Here is a 14,970-nt window from a genome sequence, read left to right as displayed (position 1 = left end):
AAAATATTTGGAAAAAAATGTTCCTTATAAAGAAGGAGTCGAAAAAACATCACTATTCTATCATAAGGTAATATATAGCCGTATAGTTCAAATTATCAACCTTCGGTCTTTATTTCCTCGTTTCCTTTCTCGAGGATGATTTCCTTTTCGACGACTTTCATCGCAAAATCAGAAGGATGAACCGCCGCCTCATACATCTCCGCATACACCCTGGTAAATGCCGCCCCAAAGAACAATATCAAACAAGAATAAGATACCCAAAGTAAAATCAGCACCACAGAACCTGCCGCACCATAGACTGAAGCCGGGTCTGCAGCCCCAAAATAGAGGCTGAGCAAAATCTTACCCAGATTGAACAACAGGGCCGTCATAAATCCTCCCAACCATACCGATCTCCACCTGATCTTCATGTCAGGCATAAACCTGAATATCAACACAAACAAAAGCCCGATGACAAAGGTGGACAGCGCAAAATCAAAGAACTGGGCTATAAACAGGTAAGCAGGCTCCCAAAGCCCGGCCAGAAAACTGCTCAACAGCGTCAATGCCGTAGAAACCACAAAACTTATGATCAACAAAAAAGCAATGACCATCACAAAGGCTAGGCTCAATGCCCTGTCTTTGATGACTTTCCACCAACCGGCTTCAGGGTCCACCTTGACACTCCAGATTTCATTCATCGAAATCTGAAGCTGGTAAAACACCCCGGTGGCGCCAAATACCAATACTGCGACACCCATGATGGTAGCAAAAACAGTCCTGTCATCTTTACTCGAATTTTCGATGATGGAGACAACAGACTCTGCAGCACTCGGACCAATGGCCTCCGAAATCTGCCCCGTGATCTCCCCCTGAACGATCTCCTGTCCCCAAAATGCCCCAACAGCACTGATGATCAACACAAGCAATCCCGGCATGGACAATACCGCATAGTAGGCCACAACAGCCCCCAATCTCCAAGGATTGTTCTTATTCCAAAGCTTCCCCGCCTCCCACAACAGCATCGGCAGGTGTCTGATCCTGAATTTATTATCTACTATCATTCCCTCTGTCTTTCTTGTTTTCTTAAGGCCAAAAAAATCCATTCCGGCCCTCAGTACGCAATGCCCGGATCAAACTAGTGCATTAACCGTGCCCCAATGGAAAAAGGAAGTGAATTTGTGGGAGATGGCAGGCTAAAAAGAAAAAGCGGCTACCCGAAACTATTCAGGATAACCGCTTTTTGAAAATGGATTTTACGTAAAAAAAGGAATGTTAACTTTCTAGGATCTTCTTTTTCTCAGCATCAAACTCCTCCTTGGTGATGACACCTTCGTCCAACAGTTTTTTCAGTTCTCTTAATTTATCTGCCTTGGCCTTATCCAAACCGCTCGGGATGGAATAGTAGTTGGTATCAAATCCTTCTGCAGCAGGCTGAAGCTCATAGGTCCTGAATGGCTTGTATTTCATGATCCAAAGGAATGGAACCAACAAAAAGACCCCACCGATCAAAGCGCCGACATCCAATTCCTCATCCCTTGAAAAAGAGGTATTAAAGGGGTTGTAACCTTCTTTTTCCAATTTGACCAAGGTGGAACTGCCTACTACTTTGGTATCGCGGTAAGTGTATGGCGTATTCCCCATATACTCGCCGTTCATATACAGCTTGGCATCTGATGGGATAGATTGGATCATGGTCGTACTGCCACAACTCGCAAAGAAAATAGCAACAGCCAAAAATAAGGCAATGGATTGGAGATAGATGGATTTCATTAAAATTTGAAATTTAGTTTTACAATATTAAGGCCTATTGTCAAAACTACAAGGAAGGGAGGGGGAAAAGTTTTGGATCTTTTTTGGTCGTAATTAATCCAAAAATAGAATTTTATTTCTTGAAATATTACTTTAGGGTGGATGCTTGTCTAAGCCGTATCCTATATTTTTAAGAAAAACGATACGGAGAAAAATGGTTCAATGAAGGTTTGAAGTGCGATTTTTAGAAAGGTTTTTGAGGTTAGTTATTTTTAATTTTTCTTGTCATACTTGATTTTAAAGCGCTATGGTTTAGTCCTGATTTTACAGACAATTCCAAAAAGTCATTCATTAAGTAATCCAATCTTTCCATTTTATTCTCGTCTTCAATCCAGACGTCAATAACAGAACCAGATCCACCCAGAAGATCAGCCGAAATTACTTTTTGTTTAAATCCTTCCTTGTCTTCATTTTGGATTGATGATAAAATCTGCATAATCCAATTTGCCTGTGCTGAATAGGCTGAATCACGAAGAATCTCGTGAATCTCAGTCAACAGTGCAGTAAATCGCTCTTTATTGTTCTCAGAGAAATCTATTTGATATGTTCTTTTTTTAAATAGTCCGAACATTGTTTTTTTGTTTATGTAACCTCCAACTATCCTCCTTAAGCTGGACTTTTCAAACATCTTTAAAAGTATCTAATCCCACTAGCCTTTGCAAATAGCTCGTTTAGCTTATGGATGATAGTGTTTGTTAGCCACTTTTATTTTTGCAATTCGATAAATTCTAAGTTCCAAAAATTCTTTATCAATCGCCATGAGCCACCAAATTCTCCTCTTACCAATGTTTGGTTATTCTCATCTTCATAGATCAATCTAAAAGTATGATCGAAAATGATAGTTTCTTCACCTACTTCTGCACTTATTCTGACAGATATTTCAGTAATAGCGGCAGCTTGATCATCGATTGCCAATATTTCGAATTTCTGAGGAGTTTTAGTGGCTAACAATCTTCTAATCTCACCAGCTCGTTTGCTAGGAGATTTTTCATCAAAAACAAAGGTACTAACTTGCTCAGCCATAGCTCCGTAGTTGCTAGATTTCCAATAGTTTATGAACTCAACGAGCGTTCTCTCAGGAGTTCCAAAGTTGTAATCTGTTATTTCGCCAGATCTTGGGGCATCTTTTCCAAGTTCCACAGCTCTAGGTTTCCAATCAATCAACCTTTTCTTAGATTCTTGAACTTTATTCCAAAGACTAAGAGTTTCTCTCCATGGTAGTTCAGGTTCTTTCTCTTTTCTTTTAGGTTCTGAGCGAATTGCTTGAATCCAATCTCTTACTGCGAATAAGGCTGACCAACATTTAGTTGCAACAACTTCATTTGCAAAACCAAGATCTCTTCCATGAAGGATGCCATTTCGGAAAGGGGTTTCAATCTGCTCACTTGTTGTTTTATTTCTTCCTTTGAAGAAGAGGTCTCGTAGAACCGACAAACCTGTACTATGAGCCGCAATTGAATCCCAGGATTTTAACTCTGATTGTTCCGAAAAGAAACCATATTTTTTATTCACATCCGAGACAGCACCATCAATAACCATTAATATTAATGGTATACACGACATGTAATCCCGTTCTATAAACTCATCATATGCGTGGTTAATTATTGAGACTCGGATCTTCATTTCAGGTGTACCAAATAGTGTTCCGATCTTCCATCTCAAATTCTCACTTTTGAAATATTCGATTAGGATTCTTTCGCCTGCTTCTATTGATTCATTTTCAGCTCTCTCAATTGCTTCTTTCAAGATATCGGCCTTCATGGATTCACAAGCAATCCAGCCTCTTTTCGCAAATAGCCTATTGAAAGTATCAGGAATTTTAGAGAGTTCTTCAAGTTCCTTTTTCATTCCTTCGAACTTGCCGAAGTCTTCTTTGAATTTGTTCTTGTCAATCAATCCAAGAAATGAAAAGAATTTCAGGAATCCTTTCAGGCTTTGAAAAGAATCAAATTTTTCTTTTAAGTCTTTGAATGATGGGTTTTCTTCAATTCTTTCTGTACTCATCCTTTTCTAATTTTGGCTAGAGGTTAGCCCCTATTTCTATCATTTTATATCTGTAGTAAGGGGGATAGATGGATTTCATTAAAATTTGAAATTTAGTTTTACAATATTAAGGTGGATTGACAATACTAAAAGGTAGTTAGGATGGCTTAACCAGATTTGGTTTATTTTCTAGCATTGTTCGTCAAATGTTTCGCCTCCTGTCCATTCGAGTCCTTGAGCAAGGGTAAATTGTTTCTCTGCACCATCTTTCTTGAAAAAACTTCCAAGGTAATTATGTACAAAATAATCATTCAAATAAGTTACTTCCGCTAAAGAGTAAGGTTTTATGGCGTTTTCGTCACTGCTCTTGCACATAATCCATAAAACGGTTTCGTCTTTTGAAATGGCAAAATTCTCAATAATTGATTTGGAATACTGATTTAGAGAAAACACTTTTTTTACTTTTAGTTTTTCACTGTATTCCAAAATTGGATTGGTACCAAATTGTTGAGGGCAACAAGGAAATTCGGTGGGTGTTTTCCAACTTTTCTGTTTTGCATTTAGAGTTAATGAATTTGTAAATTCGGGAACTTCCTCAATTCGAACATTTTGTGATCTTCGATTATGTATCCAATCTCCTAATTTTCCACCTCTTAATGGTTTGTTGCTTTCAGCCCAAGCCAAAAGTCTTGATTTACTTGCTTGTGCTTCTTGAACACTAACCGTACACATCCATGCATAATTTGGTTCTTGGAATTTGTCTCGGAATTTTGAAGGGTCGGCAAGAAATTCTTCAATGCTTCCGCAAACAAGTTCTATCCGTCTTGCTGTGATTGGGTTAAGCAGTATGTTTTCTAATCTTGTTACCCAACGTAGATTTTCTGGTCGGTTATTTTGTTTGTTTGTATCAATGTGGTCAACGACGTGTTCTTTTGTTGGTGGTTCTCCGTGAAATGCAGTTGCAATTATTCTGTGAATTGGAACCGTAGCAATTTCAAAATAGCCTGATTTGTTGTTTATTTTACCGGGAGTCCATTTATTATCTGTTGGTCTTGGTCGTGTTGGGTCAAGTGGTAAACGTAATACCGCTCCGTTGTCACGAACAGAATAATGTTCATTCTTGTAAAAGCATTCGCTCTGTTGTTTAAAGTCGTTCAAGTCAACCATTTTTTAACGTTTTGGGATCCCGGCGATTTCGAAGCACTTCACTGTCAAACAAACGCAGACTTTGATAGAAACTCAAAGCTTGATTTAACCAATGTACCGCCACTTTTGGGTTGGTGCTGTTAGCATAAGTTATAAACTAGTTTGATTATACCAATCTCTGATCAATGCGCCAACCCGTTCAATGTCTGTCATAGACAAATAGCCACTGTGCATAATGACATTTCTTGACCTTTCAACAGACTTAAATAGTTGGTTGGCCCATTCATATGAGTTTAAATGGGGTTGAAACAAGTCCCATTTTTTATTAATTATAGAAGATAAGTCTCCAAAATCAATAAATTGAATTAAAGACTCGCCTCTTTGCGTGTGCCATTTGATTTTATCCTCCTCATCCTTTCTAATCGCAGCTTTCTTCCTTATACTTTCAGGAACAGAGTCGTCCCACCAATTCTCCCCGATTTCTTCTAACAATTTCTTTTCTACGAAAGCACGAACAGTATTTTCAAAAGAATAAATTGCAATAAATACCAATGACATATTTTGAGCTTTAATCAATATGGAATCTTCAACCTGGTCAATGCAAAGTCGTTTTTCTAATTCCGCATTTTCTATCTTGCTTAAAAGAGCTGGATTTTTTCTACCAGCCTTATCCAAAGCCTCTTCAGTCAATAGTCCTTTAAATACAAATGAATAATATTTATCCATTAGAGTAAGTGTTGTTTTAGACTTTTAAAAATAGCGTCATAGACGGAAGAATCTCTGGTTTCGGGCAAGTGGATTTGAATATTGTAGTGAAGAGTGGGATTTATAACTGACTCATTTGAAGATGCAGGTAAATTAATTTGACTATGTTGATGGAAAACTTTGGTATCCTCGGTCTCTTCCAATTTTTTTGCAGGCTTTGAGTGGCTTACTGACCAATCAGCAATTTCTGTTAGTGCTTTAAAAGTCTTAGCCATTAACTTCAAAATACTTTCATCAATTGTGCCTTGGGTTAAAGTCTTTAGCTTATTTTTAACCTCCTCCTCCGTCATTTTATATGCTTGCTTATTAATCGCAAACAAATCAGAGTAACCTTCCTCTATACAAGTAGCTAAAATCTTTGCAGTTTGAGATTGGTCGATAAATTCATAATATTTACTAGTTGGGGTTCCATTGGCATCTATTAATCCTATTTCCTTAAATAGTTTTACATATAAGGTGTCATTACTGCTCGTGAACCCCAATGTCTTTAAGAACCCTCCAGTCAATTTGTCTGGTGCCTTAGCTGAAATCAAAGAATTAATTATTGGTTGTAAATTCTTTGTTGTAACAAGATACGCTGTTGGTAGAGCCATAAGTTTCTGTTTATATTTTTAATTTATGCTAACGATTTGCTTCATGCAATCATTGCGCTATGTATGCCAAATAGAATGCATAGCGCAACAGTTGCGGATATATTTCAATTATTTAAACTTAATTCTTTTTAGTTTTTTAAACAAACCGCTTACAGCTCATCAAAAAATAAATCAAAATATGGCAGTTCAAGGGTGACAGCATCCTAGCTTGTCTATTTAAGTTTTTGACAGCTACTCATTAAAGAACTAATCCAAAGCAACATAGCAATCAGACCTATCATAAAAGCTGAAAAGTTGTGATGATCAATCCCCATTTATCCTCTTCACCGTCAAGAGAAATCCACAAAAAAACTGCTTAGGAAAAGGCTTGGTCGTATTTCAACCGGTCAACTTCAATTCAGCCGACGTTCTTTCAGGGCTTCCTCCAAATCCTTATTCCCTTTTGGATTTTTAACCAATCTGTAAATGATCAACATGGGAATCAACATGGGTATAAAAAATCCTAAACGTTTTTCCTCTGATAAACCCCATCCTACCAATCCAAAAATGAGGATTCCGGCAAGAAAGCCAATCATGGTGGCGTGAAAAATTTTCGATTTTTTCAGTTTGTCTTTTTCGACCAATAATTCGTCATCAGTCATCTCTGTGAAGCTCTTTTTTTCCATATCAGTATGGTTTTGAAGTTAGGTTAGATATTACCGGTTTGCTTCCCAAAATCATGCCGCCACATACGCCTAGGACATACATGGCACGACAGTTCCGGATAAGTTTCAACTATTTAAACTTAATTCTTTTTGGTATTTCAAACAAGTCGCCAAAAGCCCATCAAAAAAAATCAGGGCAATAACCCTACCGGCAAGCTGAACCAGAAAATACCTTCCCAAGTATGGCTAAACATGTTCCCCAGTCTCCTGTTGGTGAGTTTTTCAAAATCGGGAACTAGGCTGCCTATTATCAAGACGGTCATGGAAGTCCATTTTTTGAAATCCCAATCGATATAAAAAACAAGGGCAGCGCGGAAAAAGGAATGAATGAAGGATTTAATGTAAAAATAGTCTTGCTTGATTTATTTACGAGCAAACGCATTTTGGCTGACTCAAAATCATTTTGCAATTCCTACCTGAATTCGATTTCTATTGCCGCTACAATCTATTTTTGAAATCCGGCTTTGAGTATTCATGTTGTTCTAAGGCACCCCAACATTTTATTCATACCATTCATATTGCGCTAATTAAACTATGATACCCAATCCATTGTGAAATGGGTAATTGTATGCATTCTTCCCCGTTATTTTGGCAATATCAAAAACAGCACGTCTCACCTCAGGAAAACTATCTGTATCATGAAAAATACAACATTTGCTGTGTTTTACTGCCCATAAGCCACATTCATATGTTTCTTTATAATTGTGGACAATATCGACATGGGCAAAATCATACTGATCATTTTCTTTCTTAATCCAATCTTTATAATCAGACCTAACCAATTTAATGTTTTCAAATTCAGATAAGGATTTCTTGGTATTATCGTAATGATCTCCCTTAAATACCGTATGCTCATCCCCAAGAAATATATCAACACCGGTTACATTTTTAAAATAATTGGAGAAGACCACGGCCGAAAATCCAAATTCTACACCAAATTCGATACAACTGTGCCTTTCAATATTAAATTGATCCAAGATATCTTCAATAATTAATTCCAAGCCTTTCCATGCAGATGCGACTTGGATGGTTTTATCCGGAATTGTTTTTTTAACCGGCTTGTATTCTTGAATAGGGAATTTATTCCTATAAATAACTTTTGTAAGTTTTGACTTAATTCCTCCCATGGTTTTCTTTTTATTGATTAATGAATTCAAAAAATAACCGCAACTGGTTTTATTTCTCTGTTTTTGGTGGAATAACCAAATTGCCTTGACTTTTCTTTTGCTGATAGGTTAATAATTCAACCATCTTTGTTCATTTTTTTATCAAAATATATTATAAAGGTCTAATTCTTAATCTAAAAATTATAATAAATTATTTATTTTCATAAACCTAATCAATAATTAACCCTTATAAAAAAATAAACAGGGTATTTTCAACAATTATAATTTAAAGAAATTGGTTGTTGCTTAAATAATTGTAAAGTAGTCCAATGGAATAAGCGCTGAGCAAGAATCAAGCTAACCACCTTCTGAAGGCATTGTGGTACCTTTTTGGGATTCAGCTATAGCTAAAAAAACAAAAGAACTACTACCAAAAAAACTTCAACAGATGAAAAAACTGCAGAAATGAAATCACCTCAAATGAATTTTATAACCCCTGTTTTACAAAATTCATCCAAAGGACCATTCCGGGTATTATTTGACCGAGTTTTTTAATTTTGTTTTTTCTAAAATACATCCTGTGGTAGAAATAATGCTTTGCCTTGACCTTTGTTTTAATGTCGGAAGAAATAGGGGGGATAGTTTGGTTTGAAATCGCTAAATCAGGCCATTCCATACAGGTTATTTTAAAGTTATTTCTTAAAAAAAATTGACTCATTTCTATTTCTCCATTGAGGACTATATCCAGTTTTTTGGTTTCGTTTGAAGCAGGAAAAGCCTTTCCAAGCATATCCATGAAATAAACTTTTGTTAAAAAAGAATAGGTCTGTACATGTGGTAAATCATTCCTTAAACTCCTTTTTGGGTGGTCAAGGAAATTTATGGTACTGCCGCAAAGGGATATTGAATCAAATTTCTCAAACTGTTTTACAAATTGCCTGTACCAGTTTTCATGAAATGGGCCATAGCCACTTCTATTTTGGAACAGGATATAATCCTCAGGATCGGCGCTGATTTTTACTTTTTCAAACAGTGATTGAAATGAACTGAAATCACGTCCGGTATTATCTTTAAAGTAGATTTCCCTCAGTTCTATGGAAGGATGTCCGAGAAAGATTTTCTTAACAGTTTTCACAAAAAACTCATCATAAGAACTGATTTCCTTCACCTTACTGATGGCAATAAACAAGACTATTTTATCCAATGCCGGATTACAGTTCTTGATGCGCATTAAGTTTTGAATGTCTTTTGAATAAAGACGGGACTCATTTGCTGTGGCATAGCAATGAAAATATTTTCGCACTATCTCTCCGCTCTTAATTTTCAACTTAATGTCTTTATTTGGTAATCCGGACGAAAATAAAGAAAAAACCTTAAAGTTTAGCTGAAAAGACTTTTGTCCTCTTACTGAATTCAAAAGAACCCAATCCTCGCCCGCCATTTGCTAAAAATTAAATCTTAAAAAAATATTTCAACCCCAAACGGACTTTATTGGATGACCTTTATTTCCCAAAGGATAACTTCCGCACATATAAACTTGGGGGATTAATCCCTCACGGGGTTTTTCGGCCTTGTATGCTTATCAGGGAATCTTTATTGATTTTTCCGCTCATTCCAATTCGAATTTTTTCATGATGGAAGGCGTCAAAGTGAAAATAACTATCAGCAACCCGGTGAAAATCATAACCGGCTGCAACCAAAAATACTGTGTCATAACCAGCTGAACAGTAATCCAGGTAATTACAATAATGCCCGAATACAGGGAATATGTCCATGCCCAATGCCTGTTTGGGTAGATATTGAGCGCATTTGCCCATCGCCATCTTGGCTGGAAAAGTAATCCAACTAGGGAAAACAAAGGAAGCAAGCCGCTACAAATAAAGAGGATAAAACCGGGAATGAGGTAAGAACTGAATGGCGATTGAGCAAGCCATCCGGGTTCCATACCAAGCAAGGAACCATCCGGTTGCAGGACCAACATTCCCCCTCCGGCTAATGCTCCCAAACCCAGAAAAAGGTGGAGCCCAAGAAGCATGTAAAGAAAAAGCCGAGTCATCATATTCTACCCATTAAAGTTTGTAAACGCCAACCCATTAAATTTAGGAATAATGTCAGAATATTGGGAAACAACCTTGTTTCTCACCTTAGGATCTCCTACCCTTTACCTAAGGTCCCGCTACAGCTCCACCCACCTTCCCCTAGGGATACTCCGTGTCCCTCCTACCCATACTCCGTGTCTCTCCTACCCATACTCCGTGTCTGCGTTACACCTTAGGTACCTTTGAGCCGTTCACTAAAGCAGCTTAAGGCAGGTGATAGCTATATTTCCAAAGAAATTCATTCATCATTATTTATTTAGAATTGAATCCTCATCTCGGCACTCTCTCTCGCATCTCGCATCTCGTTTCTCGTTTCTCGTACTTCCCCTACCATTCCTCCAATCCCAATAATCTCATCCCCAAATCTGTCAATTCAGCTACAGGATGTTGTTTTTCCCTTTGTAAAGGGTCACCGGGAAAGGCATATCCTTTCAGTGCTTCACGGCTTTTCCAACTGTGGATGCGCCACTGACGGAGAGCTTCATTTTCGGGTTCGGCGGGCATCATGGAGAGGTATTGGGCAATGCGGACTTTGTCTTTGCTTTTGTTGGCACGGATTCCATGCGGCAAAAGGGAATTGAAGATCAGCAAGTCCCCAGCCTCCAGTTTGACTTTGGTCAGTTCAAATCCGCTGATGTCGGGTTGGAAATAATTGCGGTCGGCAGCTTGGGTAAGTTTCCAGGTATCATAAGTCCGATAGAGCTCCGGAATACATTGGAAGCCGCCCATTTCTTCATCGGTTTGGTCTGCGAGGGCAAGGACACCCTGCACATTTTGGGGTTTGGTTTCGGGATCATAATCCCAATGGATAAAACCTTTGTATTCAAATCCGGACCGGATGGGGAAGTTGAGGTTGGCCCGGTCGATGGTCACCCATAGTTTTTCGGTGCCCCAGATATCCGAAAAAGCCTGATGGACTTTGGATGTCTGCCTGTTGTCCCAAAGGTATTGGTGATGGTAGATTTCGACCATTCCGGTATTGACCAATTCCTTCATCTCCATATCCGGATTGGTTTTTCGGTACCAGGTCTCGGGGTTTTGGGGATCTTTTCCCTCGTATTCCCATAAGAAATCCGCCAACTTTTTTGCCTGAGCTGTTGGTACAGCATTTTTGATGATCACATAGCCGTGGTGGATCCAAAAATCCCAGTCCGCCTCAGACATTACCTGTAATGGCATTCCATTGCTGCGGTCATTGAGCTTGGTTATGGCCGTCTTGGAAACCGAGTAATTGGATTTGGGATCATTTGTCATGCTGTTAATTTAACCGAAAAACTGCGATATTTAGAGAAAAATATTCTCTGAAATGATCTCATTTTTATCCACATTGGAAGATTTCCATACCAATCTTTGGAGATTTCACCTGCCCGTGCCGGATGACATTGCGGTGCAGTTTATTGAAGGAGACAACAGACGGGTGAGGGTTCACTTGGAAGGAATCCCTGTCTTCCCTGCTGCCCTGATGAAAACCAAGGAATATTGGTTTATTCTGCTCAATAAGCCCAACCGGGAAAAGCTCAAAATCGCCGAGGGAGACAAAATCACCATGACCTTAGAAAAGGACCTATCGGAATATGGACATGAAATGCCTGAGGAATTGCAGGTGCTCCTCGATCAAGATGAAGTGGGGAGCGGCTATTTCTATGCACTGACCAAAGGTAAACAGCGGGGACTGATCTACATTGTCACCAAAGTCAAAAACACCAATTCACGGCTCAACAAGTCCCTTGCCATCATCGAACACCTGAAAGATGTGAAAGGAAAACTCGACTACAAAATGCTGAATGAAAAAATCAAGTACTATAACAATCTGGATAAAGGCTGGTGATTGGATGGTTAATTGGTTATTGGTTATTTGTTGTTATGTCCCTGAGCTTGTCGAAGGATTGGTTAATTTGGTTAGGGGTTATTTAGTTGATTGGTTAATTGTTCTGCGCCCATCTGTAGGCAAATCTTACTTTTTTCATAAATCTTAACTTAATACTGAATCTTGTATTTTTGAGGTGGGTAGGACGACGGCGGACCGGGCCGGCTCCGGCCTTGTGGGTGGATAGGATTCCGCCGTCTTGACTTTTTTGGCTACTTTTTTGGTCAAGCAAAAAAGTAGCTTTAGAAACTTCAACTGTTTTTCTCACAGCCTTAAGAATCATTTTAATAAATTCGAAAATACATATTAGGTTTGCTCTTTAAGCAAAACTTCTTTTCCCAAAAACCCATCCACATGTTCTTTTACCTTTCCCAGTTTCTGAGTTTTCTGGCCATGCCAATGACCATTATCCTGATTTTATTGATATCAGGATTTTGGCTCCGCAAAAAGAAGTACGGCAAGAAATTAATGGGAAGTGGGATCATTCTGTTGCTTCTTTTCTCAAATCAGTTTTTGGCAAATGTAGCCATGAAAGCTTGGGAACCGGATTTCAAAGCCTTTGACAAACTACCTGAGTATGAAGTCGGCATTGTGCTGACAGGCGTAACGAACCTGAACAAAACCGCCTATGACCGCACTTTTTTCAACAAAGGTGCCGACCGTGCCACACATGCCGTACAACTATATAAATTGGGTAAAATCAAAAAAATCCTCATCACAGGAGGTAAGGGCCTTAATCCTGCTAATCCCAATACGGAAGCCGAATTGCTAAGGGATTTTATGGTAATGACAGGGATCCCTGAACAGGATATTCTGGTAGAACCTGCGGCAAAAAATACCCGGGAGAATGCGCTTTTCTCCAAAGAAATATTGATCCAAAAAGGATTCAACTTAGACCAAAACTTTTTATTGATAACCTCCGCTTTTCACATGCCACGTTCCAAAGGCTGCTTTGACAAAGCCGGAGTATTGACCGATACTTTCCCTGTGGATTATTATTCTGAAGACACCCGATTCAGTATCCCACAATTGCTCCAACCTGATCCTTATTCCATTTTCATGTGGCACAAACTCTTCAAAGAATGGATCGGAATTACGGTGTATTGGGTGGTGGGGTATATTTAGGGAGTCTTCAACCTGAGGGACAAAGGGTCTCTTATCCGTCATTCTGAGTGAAGCGAAGAATCTCTCTTTTGATTAGTTGTAATTGTTGTAGTGGTTGTAATTGTTGTCTGCTTCGCGTTGGCGGGTTATCAAGTTGTTGAATCCCAAAATTCTTCATTATTCCCACAGCATTCTAAATTTCCCAAAGTCTCACATCTCATGTCTCAAATCTTTTGTCTTTTTCTACAATTCCTCTGTCAAAATCGCCAATGCCGTCTTGATGCCTTCTTTGTAATTCCCCAAGCGGATATTTTCATTTGGACCATGTTGGTTGTTATCAGAATTGACAGTCACCACGGTCACAGCAGGAATCTGCAATGCATCCACAAATGGTGAAATAGGAAGCGAACCTCCACTAATCCGGATTTTGATAGGGTCTTTGCCAAATGCCCTGTTCATGGCTTTATTCAGCCAAATACCCGGTTCGGAATCAAAAGGTGTTCGGAAAGCCTGATATGAAATACTCCCTTTCCACATCAACAGTTTTGGGTATTTTGCCCTTTCCTCGTCTGTAGGAACCCTATCCAAAATATGGTAACCTTGGTTTTCGATGTGTTTTCTGACAAGTCCAAAGAGTCTCTCGGGATCACTTTCGGGAACCAATCTGATGTCGATTTCTGCTTTAGCGTCGGTAGGCACGATGGTTCTTGCTTCATTCCCGATCCATCCGGAGGACATTCCACGGATATTCAGGGATGGGTATTGCAAAGATTCCTGATAGGTCGTGCCAACTTTGTCTGTACTACCGATTCCAAGTTTTTTCTTGATATCGGATTCATTGTCTGGAACCTTAGTGAGGATCTCTCTCTCAGTTTCTGTCAACTTAATCCCATCATAAAATCCCGGGATGGTCACCCTTCCCTCGTCATCCTTCATGGAAGCAAGCAATTGGGCCAACCTAAATGCCGGATTTGGGGCATAATTTCCATAGTGCCCACTGTGCTGTGCTGCCCTTGGTCCAAAAACCGTAAGCGTAATTTCTGAGATTCCCCTTGCACCAAAACTCAAAGTAGGTTCATTGCTCAGGTGTCTCGGCCCGTCCATGATCAGCATCATATCTGCCGCTAACTTTTCTTTGTGTTTGACCACCGCAGCCGGAAGATTTGGCGAACCTATCTCCTCTTCGAAATCGAGAATAACTTTGATGTTGTAATTCGGAGATTTTCCTTCCGCTACCAGGGCATCCCAAGCCGTCAAAAACATCGCCAAAGGACCTTTGTCATCAGAAGCAGAACGTGCAAAAATTCTCCATTCAGGATCGTAAGAGGATTGAAGGGTTTCCATTGGAATGATTTCCCATTTGCTGTTTGCCATTTTTTTCAATACCGGCTTGAAAGGATCCTCCTGTTCCCAACGCTTTCTATCCACAGGCTGTCCATCCACATGAAAATAAAGCAAAACGGTCTTTTGGGCTTTTGGAACTGTTTTTACTGCCAATAACATCGGGAATCCTGTGGTCTCCAACCTCTCGATTTGCCATCCTCTCTTTTCAAAATTCCTTTCACACCAGGCAATATTTGGCACAAGCTCTGCCTGGATATTGGAGTTGTTGGGGATGGAAATCAGGTCATTAAGGATAGCAATTCCTGAAAGGAAATTTTTTTCGGTGACTGCATCCAAATCGATTGCTCTTTTTCCTTGGGCAAAAAGAAGGATTGGTAATACAAAAAGGAAACCGAAAAGAGAAAGTTGCTTTTTCATAGGAAGGTGGGTATTTGGGGATTGAAAGCAAAAGATAAGGCAAAGTCGGTA

Annotated in this window: 17 protein-coding genes; 2 read left to right on the top strand and 15 right to left on the bottom strand. The window is 39.2% G+C overall.

Annotation, left to right across the window (positions count from 1 at the left end; translation table 11 throughout):
- Nucleotides 1–95: 95 nt before the first annotated feature.
- The 13 genes from NU887_RS02135 to NU887_RS02075 form a co-directional block, all read right to left on the bottom strand.
- Nucleotides 96–1,043, bottom strand: coding sequence for a YihY/virulence factor BrkB family protein (locus NU887_RS02135; protein WP_258421705.1), 948 nt, complete (start codon nt 1,041–1,043; stop codon nt 96–98).
- A gap of 211 nt (nt 1,044–1,254) precedes the next feature.
- On the bottom strand, nt 1,255–1,752 hold the full coding sequence (locus NU887_RS02130) for an SHOCT domain-containing protein (protein WP_258421704.1): 498 nt from the start codon (nt 1,750–1,752) through the stop codon (nt 1,255–1,257).
- A 241-nt stretch (nt 1,753–1,993) separates the two neighbouring features.
- Nucleotides 1,994–2,419, bottom strand: coding sequence for a hypothetical protein (locus tag NU887_RS02125; RefSeq protein ID WP_258421703.1), 426 nt, complete (start codon nt 2,417–2,419; stop codon nt 1,994–1,996).
- A gap of 77 nt (nt 2,420–2,496) precedes the next feature.
- Nucleotides 2,497–3,795, bottom strand: coding sequence for a hypothetical protein (locus NU887_RS02120; RefSeq protein ID WP_258421702.1), 1,299 nt, complete (start codon nt 3,793–3,795; stop codon nt 2,497–2,499).
- Between the two features lie 168 nt (nt 3,796–3,963).
- A complete protein-coding gene (locus tag NU887_RS02115) occupies nt 3,964–4,941 on the bottom strand; it encodes an HNH endonuclease signature motif containing protein (protein ID WP_258421701.1) in 978 nt (325 codons plus the stop codon).
- Between the two features lie 129 nt (nt 4,942–5,070).
- A complete protein-coding gene (locus NU887_RS02110; protein WP_258421700.1) occupies nt 5,071–5,646 on the bottom strand; it encodes a Swt1 family HEPN domain-containing protein in 576 nt (191 codons plus the stop codon).
- Nucleotides 5,646–6,278, bottom strand: coding sequence for a DUF5343 domain-containing protein (locus NU887_RS02105; RefSeq protein WP_258421699.1), 633 nt, complete (start codon nt 6,276–6,278; stop codon nt 5,646–5,648). The genes NU887_RS02110 and NU887_RS02105 overlap by 1 nt, the downstream gene beginning before the upstream one ends.
- Nucleotides 6,279–6,670: 392 nt before the next feature.
- Complete coding sequence (locus tag NU887_RS02100; protein ID WP_258421698.1) at nt 6,671–6,943, bottom strand: hypothetical protein; 273 nt, start codon at nt 6,941–6,943, stop codon at nt 6,671–6,673.
- A 170-nt stretch (nt 6,944–7,113) separates the two neighbouring features.
- Nucleotides 7,114–7,311: a DUF4184 family protein gene (locus tag NU887_RS02095; RefSeq protein ID WP_258422041.1), complete on the bottom strand. Its 198-nt coding sequence runs from the start codon at nt 7,309–7,311 to the stop codon at nt 7,114–7,116.
- A gap of 198 nt (nt 7,312–7,509) precedes the next feature.
- On the bottom strand, nt 7,510–8,109 hold the full coding sequence (locus NU887_RS02090; protein WP_258421697.1) for a class I SAM-dependent methyltransferase: 600 nt from the start codon (nt 8,107–8,109) through the stop codon (nt 7,510–7,512).
- A gap of 466 nt (nt 8,110–8,575) precedes the next feature.
- Nucleotides 8,576–9,319, bottom strand: coding sequence for a hypothetical protein (locus tag NU887_RS02085; RefSeq protein ID WP_258421696.1), 744 nt, complete (start codon nt 9,317–9,319; stop codon nt 8,576–8,578).
- Nucleotides 9,320–9,697: 378 nt separating this feature from the next.
- A complete protein-coding gene (locus tag NU887_RS02080) occupies nt 9,698–10,147 on the bottom strand; it encodes a hypothetical protein (protein ID WP_258421695.1) in 450 nt (149 codons plus the stop codon).
- A gap of 367 nt (nt 10,148–10,514) precedes the next feature.
- Nucleotides 10,515–11,441, bottom strand: coding sequence for a phytanoyl-CoA dioxygenase family protein (locus NU887_RS02075; RefSeq protein ID WP_258421694.1), 927 nt, complete (start codon nt 11,439–11,441; stop codon nt 10,515–10,517).
- A gap of 52 nt (nt 11,442–11,493) precedes the next feature.
- Between NU887_RS02075 and NU887_RS02070 the strand changes: the two genes are divergently transcribed.
- Complete coding sequence (locus NU887_RS02070) at nt 11,494–12,015, top strand: YdeI/OmpD-associated family protein (protein ID WP_258421693.1); 522 nt, start codon at nt 11,494–11,496, stop codon at nt 12,013–12,015.
- Nucleotides 12,016–12,109: 94 nt separating this feature from the next.
- Here the strand turns inward: NU887_RS02070 and NU887_RS02065 are convergent, their stop codons facing one another.
- Nucleotides 12,110–12,322 carry a hypothetical protein gene (locus NU887_RS02065; RefSeq protein WP_258421692.1) on the bottom strand — a complete coding sequence of 71 codons (213 nt, stop codon included), beginning with the start codon at nt 12,320–12,322 and terminating at the stop codon, nt 12,110–12,112.
- 86 nt (nt 12,323–12,408) lie between these two features.
- Between NU887_RS02065 and NU887_RS02060 the strand changes: the two genes are divergently transcribed.
- Nucleotides 12,409–13,179 (top strand): YdcF family protein, encoded by a 771-nt coding sequence (locus NU887_RS02060; protein WP_258421691.1) that lies wholly within the window; start codon nt 12,409–12,411, stop codon nt 13,177–13,179.
- 222 nt (nt 13,180–13,401) lie between these two features.
- On the opposite strand, the gene NU887_RS02055 is transcribed toward NU887_RS02060, so the two are convergent.
- Nucleotides 13,402–14,919, bottom strand: coding sequence for a M20/M25/M40 family metallo-hydrolase (locus NU887_RS02055; protein ID WP_258421690.1), 1,518 nt, complete (start codon nt 14,917–14,919; stop codon nt 13,402–13,404).
- Nucleotides 14,920–14,970: the final 51 nt, after the last annotated feature.

This window comes from Aquiflexum gelatinilyticum, assembly GCF_024741135.1.
Taxonomy (GTDB): Bacteria; Bacteroidota; Bacteroidia; order Cytophagales; family Cyclobacteriaceae; genus Cognataquiflexum; species Cognataquiflexum gelatinilyticum.
The sequence above is the reverse complement of the archived record's forward strand: the minus strand, read 5'-3'. Positions and strand labels throughout refer to the sequence as shown.

Excerpts from the sequence above, each read along its gene's own strand:
- NU887_RS02100 (WP_258421698.1), bottom strand. The coding sequence starts at position 6,943 with ATGGAAAAAAAGAGCTTCACAGAGATGACTGATGACGAATTATTGGTC.
- NU887_RS02080 (WP_258421695.1), bottom strand. The coding sequence starts at position 10,147 with ATGATGACTCGGCTTTTTCTTTACATGCTTCTTGGGCTCCACCTTTTT.
- NU887_RS02120 (WP_258421702.1), bottom strand. The coding sequence starts at position 3,795 with ATGAGTACAGAAAGAATTGAAGAAAACCCATCATTCAAAGACTTAAAA.
- NU887_RS02055 (WP_258421690.1), bottom strand. The coding sequence starts at position 14,919 with ATGAAAAAGCAACTTTCTCTTTTCGGTTTCCTTTTTGTATTACCAATC.
- NU887_RS02125 (WP_258421703.1), bottom strand. The coding sequence starts at position 2,419 with ATGTTTGAAAAGTCCAGCTTAAGGAGGATAGTTGGAGGTTACATAAAC.
- NU887_RS02110 (WP_258421700.1), bottom strand. The coding sequence starts at position 5,646 with ATGGATAAATATTATTCATTTGTATTTAAAGGACTATTGACTGAAGAG.
- NU887_RS02085 (WP_258421696.1), bottom strand. The coding sequence starts at position 9,319 with ATGCGCATCAAGAACTGTAATCCGGCATTGGATAAAATAGTCTTGTTT.
- NU887_RS02135 (WP_258421705.1), bottom strand. The coding sequence starts at position 1,043 with ATGATAGTAGATAATAAATTCAGGATCAGACACCTGCCGATGCTGTTG.
- NU887_RS02060 (WP_258421691.1), top strand. The coding sequence starts at position 12,409 with ATGTTCTTTTACCTTTCCCAGTTTCTGAGTTTTCTGGCCATGCCAATG.
- NU887_RS02115 (WP_258421701.1), bottom strand. The coding sequence starts at position 4,941 with ATGGTTGACTTGAACGACTTTAAACAACAGAGCGAATGCTTTTACAAG.
- NU887_RS02090 (WP_258421697.1), bottom strand. The coding sequence starts at position 8,109 with ATGGGAGGAATTAAGTCAAAACTTACAAAAGTTATTTATAGGAATAAA.
- NU887_RS02070 (WP_258421693.1), top strand. The coding sequence starts at position 11,494 with ATGATCTCATTTTTATCCACATTGGAAGATTTCCATACCAATCTTTGG.
- NU887_RS02130 (WP_258421704.1), bottom strand. The coding sequence starts at position 1,752 with ATGAAATCCATCTATCTCCAATCCATTGCCTTATTTTTGGCTGTTGCT.
- NU887_RS02105 (WP_258421699.1), bottom strand. The coding sequence starts at position 6,278 with ATGGCTCTACCAACAGCGTATCTTGTTACAACAAAGAATTTACAACCA.
- NU887_RS02075 (WP_258421694.1), bottom strand. The coding sequence starts at position 11,441 with ATGACAAATGATCCCAAATCCAATTACTCGGTTTCCAAGACGGCCATA.